Genomic DNA, 8,895 nt, shown 5'->3' with positions numbered 1-8,895 from the left:
CGTTGGGTGTAATTAATTTTAACACATAGAAACATAGCTTTTGGATCTTTAAAAAAAGGCATTTCACTTGTTTAAAATGCACATAGCCTGGCTATGTGAAAGAAATGTATTTCTTTTGGCATTCTTTTTGGCTAAAAAAATCTATGTTTCTATGTGTTAAATATATATTTTTTGACCCAAGCGAAGCGAACAGACGAAGTAATTACACCCAACGGGTTAAAAAATATAAAAAATGCTAAACCTTACGGTTTAGCATTTTTTTTTAAGAGCCTTAAATTAAGATTAATTATTGAACAATCAGCTTTTTTGAAATAGTAAAAGCACCAGAGCTAATCGTAACAACATATATTCCCGCAGCTAAATTATGATTGATTTTTCCTGATTTATCGAGTTTGCTAATCAAAACCTTTCTTCCGTTTATATCAATAACCGTTACTGTTGCTACATCACCAGCTTTTAATTCCGGCAAGACCACATTAAATTCATTATTGGTCGATGGGTTTGGATAAAGGCTAACTGCCGCATTATTCCCGGCTGTTACTTCATCTTCAATAACTCCAATCTTTTTAGATGTCGAAGTACTTTGAAATTGCCACTGTGCACTTTCCCAATTGTTTTGTGCTCCGGCATATTGAGCAGAACCATTTAGGTTTTCGATATGGATCATACTTCCTGTTTGCCATCTGTTTTTAATTCTTACCCATGTAGCGTCAACATTTTCGTTAGACCATTGTGCACTATACCAACCAGTTGATCCGGCAGTACATTGTACCGCTCCTGTCAGGTTTTCGATATGCATTATATCTCCCGTACCTACATTTTTTAAGATAAAATAGGTGGCATCGACAGCTACTTTTTCCCATTTATAATTATTATTCGCAACATTTGCCCCATATCCTACATTGTTTCCCGCATCATACAAATAGTTATTGGTCCACTTATTTTTTATGGTAAAATAGTTTCCTGTAGCGGTACTTATCGTGATTGCAGCAGTTGTTGTTTTGGCGCCATCCTGAGTGGTTACCGTAATCGTCGCTGTTCCGTTAGCAATTGCTGTTACTAAACCTGCCCCACTTACAGTTGCAACACCTGTATTATTAGAGCTGTAAGTAACGGTTTTGTTTGTTGCATTGGCAGGCGCAACAGTTGGCGTTAATTGTTGTGTTGCACCAACGCTCAAATTCGCTGTTGTTGGCGTAACGGTAACTCCTGTTACAGGAACAGATGTGGTGGAACAGCCAGAACCTGGTGTCCATGAAAATGTACCAATTGCACTTGTTTCTTCATTAGACGAAGCATTACCTCCTCTATTAGAATAATTCATATTGCAATAGGTACCATTTCCGGCAGGAGAACCTGCAATAAGTACAAAAAAGCCTCTGCCCCAGTTTCTGTTTAGGGCATTATTATTTGGATATTCTTTACCTGTCCCGTTAACCGTTATATCTTTGAAACTAAGATTATAAATACCGTCTCCTGATCTTTTGCTTATCGAAATCGCATCATTTCTGGAATCTAAAATATCGATATTATAAAGCTGAACATTTTTTACCTGACTTCCGGCATTCGTAGCGCTAAAAATATCTACCGCAGCCACCGGATTATTATAAGTATCATTAAAAGTTCCGCATGTACTTACTGTAATATCATGAATTTCATGCATCCCGTCATTGTTAAATGGCGCTCCGGGAAAATTATTACTAACTCTGATACCCGCTTCGAGGTTGTCTTTTATAATTAAATTGTAAGCTTTATTATTTTTTCCGCCATAAATAGCAAGACCACAGGCACGCCAGCAGTTCTCTGAAGTATTGTACCTAAAAGTATTGTTGATACATTCCAGTCCGTCTGCAGACCAGATCGCCTGATCGTCATCGCCATTGTTTCTAAAATTACAATGCTCAACTACTGAATTGGCAGTTCCTTTGCAAAGATTAATTCCATCTGCATAATTATTTCTAAAACGACAATGTGATACTGTAAACCCATCGGCAATTGCAGGACCTCCCACATTATATTGTGCAATCCAGGCACCACATTCAAAATGTTCTGCCCAAATGTTTTTTACCGTCGAACCTGATGTAAAAACACCATTGATGGCTTTATAAGAATTACTTCTCGAAGCTGAATTTGTGGTGAGATAAAGATCCGTAAATGAAATATTGCTTGCATTAGCCCTTAATCCTCCGTTGCCACTGCTGGTATTGGTAAAATTAAGCTGAGTATACCACATTCCGGCACCTACTAACGAAGTGTTTGCTGTACCAAAATACAATTCCCTGTTCACATTAAAAACACCACTTGGTACAAATATTTTTTTACCTCCGTTTGCATCGATAAAAGTTTGGAGATCACTGCCGTTTCCGGTATAAGTTACAGAACCTGCAGGAGCCGTAACCGCTGTTGGAACCGGTTCCAGCTCTGCAAAATCCAAATGAATAGTACCCGACTCTCTTACTAATCTTAACGTTCCGGAAGCTGCTATTTTTGCAGGAAGTTTATAACGCACTTCGTCAAATCGCATTCTTGGATTTTGATTTGTAATACCGTTATTATTTGGATTTCCGTTACTCCACAAATATTCCCACGACCAGGTCGAAGTCAGCGTAAGTGTCGTAATTTTTGTGGTTCCGTTGTACACGCCCAAAGTCCCGGTTTGCCCGTCAGGAACACTGTAGCGAATTACAAGTCCATCGGCAGCTTCTGTAACGGTCCATTGAACTGTGGCATTTGTCGCAGACATATTGACACATTGCTGGTCTGAAGCTTCAGACTGAAGATCTGCCTGAACGTATGATTTTGATGTAGTTGTACTACCATTAGACAATTGCCCCAAGTTTGCTTCATACCTTTTGTAAGCGGCATCATAATAACCACGCTGTGCAGATAAAGTTGAGGTTAATAGTACAAAAAAGAGCCAAAGCAGGACGCTTAATCTATCTCTTTTAAAAAAAATAACATGTAATTGTTCCTTCATAATTTCGGTTTTTTAAATTAGTTTTTTCCTACAATTAGGGTATAACGAAACTAGACTTAAAGGAGAAATTAAAAAAAAGATGAGTCAAAAATCAAGATATATACAACGATTTCGTTATATCAATTAACTAATAATCAAATACTTATATTTTTATTCAAAATAAAAAATCAAGAATAAATATAGATGAGAAGTCTGTAATTTAAGAGCAATTAAATAAGATTATCAAAAAAATTATCACGCTTTTTTACAGATTCTCTTTTCTCAAAATAATAATAAAAAATGCTTGTCAAGGATTTATAGACCTCAATTTGTGCCTTTAGGCACTAATATAGTGGCAGAAAACATCAATTAGAATCAAATTAGCATGCCGTAGGTAAGCAATAGTTCTCTTTTTGTCGCATACCAACGGCACGCCAATGAATTTTAAATCTAATGACTACAAATATTTAGTGCCTAAAGGCACACATACCTCCCAAAAAAGTATCACAATAAAGCCTTAAAGAGGGGGATTAATGCCATTATATTTCATCATTTTTCTTTAACTTAGCACAGTAAATCTTAAATGTAAGATTAAAACAAACGTTATTTTTCTGCAAAGAACTGACTGAAAAAGCATTACTTTTTTTTCTCTTACTTTTTTCAGGAAAAAGCATTTTTCTAATAATTTTAGTTAATTGAAAACTATGAACAAATTTGATTTTGGAATTGTAGGACTTGGTGTAATGGGCCGCAACTTACTTTTGAATATTGCAAGCCATAACTTTGCGGCAGCAGGTTTAGATTTAGATACTGAAAAAGTCAATTCTCTTCAACAAGAAGCTGATGCTGACCATACCATTGAAGCAACTACAGATGTAAAGCATTTTGTGGGGCTTATTCAACAACCAAGAGCTATTATGCTGCTGGTTCCTGCGGGAAAACCTGTAGACAGCGCAATAGCAAGTTTGCTCCCGCATCTGGACAAAGGAGACATTATAATTGATGGTGGTAACACTTATTTTACGGATACGGACAGACGATTTTTGGAATTATCTGCTAAAGGGATTCATTTTTTTGGAATGGGAATTTCCGGAGGGGAAAAAGGAGCAAGATTTGGTCCTGCAATGATGCCTGGCGGGGACCAGAAAGCATACGAGAGACTTCGCCCTATTTTTGAAGCCATTGCTGCAAAGGTAGATGGAGAACCTTGTGTAGAATATTTAGGAAACGGATCTGCCGGAAACTATGTAAAAATGGTGCACAACGGAATCGAATACGGAATCATGCAACTGATCTCTGAGGTTTATGACCTGATGAAAAGAGGGTATAATCTGGACGAAGATACGATCCAGAAAACTTTTGAAGAATGGAATCAAACCAACGATCTTAAATCGTATTTGATCGAAATTACCGGAAATATACTCAAACAAAAAGACGAAGATGGCAGCAGACTGATCAATAAAATTTCGGACTGGGCAAAATCTAAAGGTACAGGAAAATGGACATCTCAAAACGCAATGGATCTGCAAGTGCCGGTTCCTACAATCGATGCAGCAGTTGTCATGCGTGATATGTCTAAAACAAAACCGGAAAGAATCGAAGCCGCTACTAAACTGGTCTGGAATGCTCCCGAAAATACTGCAAGTACAAGCGAAGCAATTGCTGCATTAAAATCGGCTTTGTACTTTTCTATTGTAGTAACTTATGCACAAGGATTGGCACAGCTTCATACGGCTTCTAAAGAATATAATTACGGATTAAATCTGGAAACTGTTGCCAAAATATGGCGTGGTGGCTGTATTATTCGGGCTCATGCTTTAGAAGATTTTAGAAAAGCATTTGCTGCAAAAGCAGATTTACCTAACTTACTTTTGGATAACGGAATCGCTTCAAAACTAACCCACAATCAGGCAGGAATAAGAACTGTTGTGCAATTTGCCGTGCAAAAAGGATTACCTGTAGCAGGACTTATGAACTCATTGGCTTATTTTGATGCCTACCGATCTGAGAATCTTCCAACAAATCTTATTCAGGCACAACGCGATTATTTTGGGGCACATACCTACGAACGTATTGATACCGAAGGTGTTTTTCATACACAATGGTCTGAATAAAGAACTTTAAGCAACACAACATACAAAAATGAATAAGTTCAAAAATATAAATCCTACCATCATTGTAATTTTTGGAGGAACCGGAGATCTGGCAAAAAGAAAACTCTTTCCCGCATTTCAAAACCTGTACCTTGACGGGCGTATGTCTGATAAGTTTCAGATTATCGCACTGGGAAGAGCAGAAAAAAGCGAGGAAGAATTTCGTAGCTATGTCTTAGAAAATTTAGAGACATTTTCGAGAAAAAAAGGTACTGATGATCCGGAAACCCAAAAGTTTCTTTCTCACATTACTTACCAAAGTCTTGACATTGACAAAGAAGAATCTTACCACAGACTGAACGAAAAGATAAATGGAATAGATGCGGCTTTTGGAGAACGTGCCAATCGTCTTTTTTACCTTTCTATCACGCCATCGTTCATAACTACAATCTCAGGTAATATTAACAAAATTGGTCTTGCTTCAAACCCTAAGCAGGATCGTATTATTATCGAAAAACCTTTTGGTTACGATAAAAGTTCTGCAATTGAACTGAATGTAATGCTTTCGCAGACTTTCAAAGAAGAACAAATTTACAGAATCGATCATTATTTAGGCAAAGAAACCGTTCAGAACATCCTTGCTTTCCGTTTTGGAAATTCGATGTTTGAGCCTTTGTGGAGTCGTAACTTTATTGATTTTGTTCAAATTACGGTAGCCGAAGAAGTTGGTGTAGAAGAACGTGGCGGATTTTATGAAGGAGTTGGTGCCTTAAAAGATATGATCCAGAACCATTTACTTCAAATTCTCTGTATGACAGCTATGGAAGCACCCGCTTCACTGGAAGCAGATGATATTCGAAATCGAAAAGCAGATGTTTTAAAATCTATTCGTCGCATCAAACCGGATGAAGTGGATCATTATATTGTAAGAGGTCAGTATGATGCAGGAGCTATAAAAGGAAATCCTGTTCCGGGATACCGTCAGGATAAAGGAATTGCTCCTGATTCGAATACGGAAACTTATGTGGCGATGAAAATTTATCTCGATAACTGGAGATGGCAGGGCATCCCGTTTTATTTGCGCACCGGAAAAAGAATGGAAGAAAAACAGTCTTCGATTATCATACAGTTTAAGCCCGTTCCGCACTCCGCATTTTCGTATGGAAAAGAAGGTATGACACCCAACAGGCTTATTATCAATATTCAGCCAGCAATGGATATTAAGTTGCAATTCATGACCAAAAAGCCCGGTTTGTCACTTTCGCTGGAACCTGCAGAAATGATTTTTGATTATTTCTCCTGCTCTACAATGTCGCCTGAAGCTTATGAAACTCTAATTGCCGATGCCCTCGCAGGAGATCCTACCCTATTCATGAGATGGGATCAGGTCGAACAAGCCTGGGATGCTATAGATACCATCCAACAAGTATGGAAAACTACAGCACCAACCAATTTCCCTAATTACAAAGCAGGAAGCTGGGGACCTGAAGAAGCTGACGAGTTATTGGCGCGCCAGGGACACTCCTGGATTCCAAACACACAAAATATTAAAAAAGAAGCAACTGCTGATGATACAGATATACAATAATACAGAAGAAATTAATACGGCAGCAGCAAACCTTTTTGTGGCAGCTGCACAAAAAGCAATTGCCGAAAAAGGCAAATTTACAACCGTACTTACGGGAGGTTCATCTCCTGCCGGAATTTATAAATTATTAGCTTCAGACCAATACAAAAATAAAATAGACTGGAGTAACGTTTTTATATTCTGGGGCGACGAACGCTGGGTGCCTCTTACTGATGATCTTAGTAATGCAAAAATGTCTTATGCAACCTTATTAAGCCACGTTCCTATCCCACAAGATAATATTTTTGAGATGTATGCAGCCGGTGTAACACCCGAAGATTATGCTGTAAGCTACGAACAATCTATAAAAAAAGTGTTGGGCAATGAAGGCAAATTTGACCTTATCTTGTTAGGTATGGGAGATGACGGACACACAGCATCACTTTTTCCTGGTCAGACAGTTTTAGACGAACAAAATAAGTGGGTTGCTGCCTACTATCTTGAACCTCAAAAAATGCACCGCATTACGCTGACGGCACCACTAATAAACAAAGCCGATAAAATTATTGTAATCGCTTTTGGAGAGAAAAAAGCACCTGCCTTAAAAGAAGTAACCACCGGAGCCTACAATCCTGCAACTTACCCAATGCAGTTGATTAAACCCGTAACCGGAGAATTATTATTTCTTGTAGATAAAAGTGCAGCGGGTATGAATTAAGAAAGTACTTACAGACCAAAAAAAAAGTTTATGCTTTACAGCATAAACTTTTTTTTTATAAAATCTATTTCGATTACATTTCGTTCAAATCATTGAACTCGTGTAATGATTTTAATGTGCTTTCGTAAAATAAAATCGCAGCAATAAGATTTCCTTTATCAGAGTAAGGCATCATTTTTCTTTGAAAATCTACTGTAGTATCTAAGAATGTTGTAGTACCAACTGCCTGTGCATCTAATACTTTTTTATGCTCACTATCGTCCGGAATACCTAAATCTGCCATAGTAACACCCGGTTTAGTAACCAAAGCGATGTAAGGAAGCGTTTTCACTAATACTTTGATACGCTCAATGTACAACTCCAAAAGTTCTCCTTTTTGCATACCGCTCAATTCTTTTTGATCATGGTATTTACGGATTAGAGCTGTTGTACTGATAATACTTCTGGGAGCATTTTTTGCTTGTGCTGAAATAGCGCCTGTTGTCAAGAAGAAAAGGACACTTAGTAAAATAATTTTGCTATTCATTTGATGAATGTAATTGGTTGTTGATAAAAACAAAAATATATAAATTAACTTAAATTGCAACTTTATTGATTTCTTTTTTTTTATTTTTTTTAACAATTAGTATTATACCGTTCTATTCGCCTGTTTATGTACTGGTATAACGACTACTTTAAAAAGAAATCATATCGGGATTTACCCTCTTTCAAAGAAATTTTATGACTTTATAATTCTAAAACGTCCCGGATATTTTATCCAGATACTTTTTTTGTTGCCATAATAATCCATAAAATCTTCGCAGACAAAAACGGCATGTGCTGTTGACCACGCTACAACTCCGCAAAATTCACTTCCGGATTCTCTCTTTAACTTTAGTATTTGTTTTCCTTTTTCGAACCCTAAATACTTATAGATTGTTGGGGTATAAACGGCACCATCTTCTAAATCTTCTAACGCTCTCTCAAAAGTTGCTTCCTTATTGATAATTTGCTTGTATTTTGCCATTACTGCGTAGGTCAGGATCGCGTATTCTGTTATTTTTTCGCTCTCACAGTTGTCTTTGATGTATATAAAGTCGGCAGATAACTTTGCTTTATTTATTTCGTCCTCTTTAAGATTAAAGGTTGCATTATTTTTTAAGGTAATTTTTAGTAAACCATCATTTATTTTTTCAGTTACAAAAAGACTGTCTAATCCATAAACATTTAAAGAAGCCTTAATAAAAGCAATCGAGGAACAATTGGTACGTTCTCCTTGCTTAAAGCTTTCAAATATTTTATCTGAACTTAATTGTGCGTAAGAATTTGTACAGACAAACATTAAAAATAAAAAAATTGAAGTAACAGATTTCATTGTCTTTAGATTTTATAATTGTTTCCCAACTGATTTTTCAGGAAGATATAGATTTTACAAATCTATAAAAATCATGTCATAGTTTTTTTTTTACTTCAACTTTTATCAAAAATTAAAAATAACACTTTATTTCAAGAGATATAGATTGAAGATTAACAATTAAAGATTTCTGATTTGGTGTTGCTAAATACGAATATCACCTATTTT

General features: G+C 36.6%; 6 protein-coding genes. 3 read left to right on the top strand and 3 right to left on the bottom strand.

Going from position 1 to position 8,895, the window contains the following annotated elements:
- Window positions 1-286 precede the first annotated feature (286 nt).
- A complete protein-coding gene (locus B0A64_RS24445; RefSeq protein ID WP_089482055.1) occupies window positions 287-2,977 on the bottom strand; it encodes an Ig-like domain-containing protein in 2,691 nt (896 codons plus the stop codon).
- 683 nt (window positions 2,978-3,660) lie between these two features.
- Between B0A64_RS24445 and gndA the strand changes: the two genes are divergently transcribed.
- From gndA to pgl, 3 genes are read left to right on the top strand one after another with little or no spacing between them, the layout of a single operon-like run.
- Window positions 3,661-5,070 (top strand): NADP-dependent phosphogluconate dehydrogenase, encoded by a 1,410-nt coding sequence (gndA, locus tag B0A64_RS24440; RefSeq protein ID WP_089482054.1) that lies wholly within the window; start codon window positions 3,661-3,663, stop codon window positions 5,068-5,070.
- A gap of 28 nt (window positions 5,071-5,098) precedes the next feature.
- Window positions 5,099-6,637 (top strand): glucose-6-phosphate dehydrogenase, encoded by a 1,539-nt coding sequence (gene zwf, locus B0A64_RS24435; RefSeq protein WP_089482053.1) that lies wholly within the window; start codon window positions 5,099-5,101, stop codon window positions 6,635-6,637.
- Complete coding sequence (gene pgl / locus B0A64_RS24430) at window positions 6,618-7,334, top strand: 6-phosphogluconolactonase (RefSeq protein WP_089482052.1); 717 nt, start codon at window positions 6,618-6,620, stop codon at window positions 7,332-7,334. The genes zwf and pgl overlap by 20 nt, the downstream gene beginning before the upstream one ends.
- A gap of 73 nt (window positions 7,335-7,407) precedes the next feature.
- Here pgl and B0A64_RS24425 read toward each other — a convergent pair whose 3' ends face one another.
- Together B0A64_RS24425 and B0A64_RS24420 are read right to left on the bottom strand one after the other, a co-directional pair.
- Window positions 7,408-7,860 (bottom strand): hypothetical protein, encoded by a 453-nt coding sequence (locus B0A64_RS24425; RefSeq protein ID WP_089482051.1) that lies wholly within the window; start codon window positions 7,858-7,860, stop codon window positions 7,408-7,410.
- A gap of 192 nt (window positions 7,861-8,052) precedes the next feature.
- A complete protein-coding gene (locus tag B0A64_RS24420; protein WP_089482050.1) occupies window positions 8,053-8,688 on the bottom strand; it encodes a hypothetical protein in 636 nt (211 codons plus the stop codon).
- Window positions 8,689-8,895: the final 207 nt, after the last annotated feature.

This window comes from Flavobacterium araucananum, assembly GCF_002222055.1.
GTDB classification, from domain to species: Bacteria; Bacteroidota; Bacteroidia; order Flavobacteriales; family Flavobacteriaceae; genus Flavobacterium; species Flavobacterium araucananum.
The sequence above is the reverse complement of the archived record's forward strand: the minus strand, read 5'-3'. Positions and strand labels throughout refer to the sequence as shown.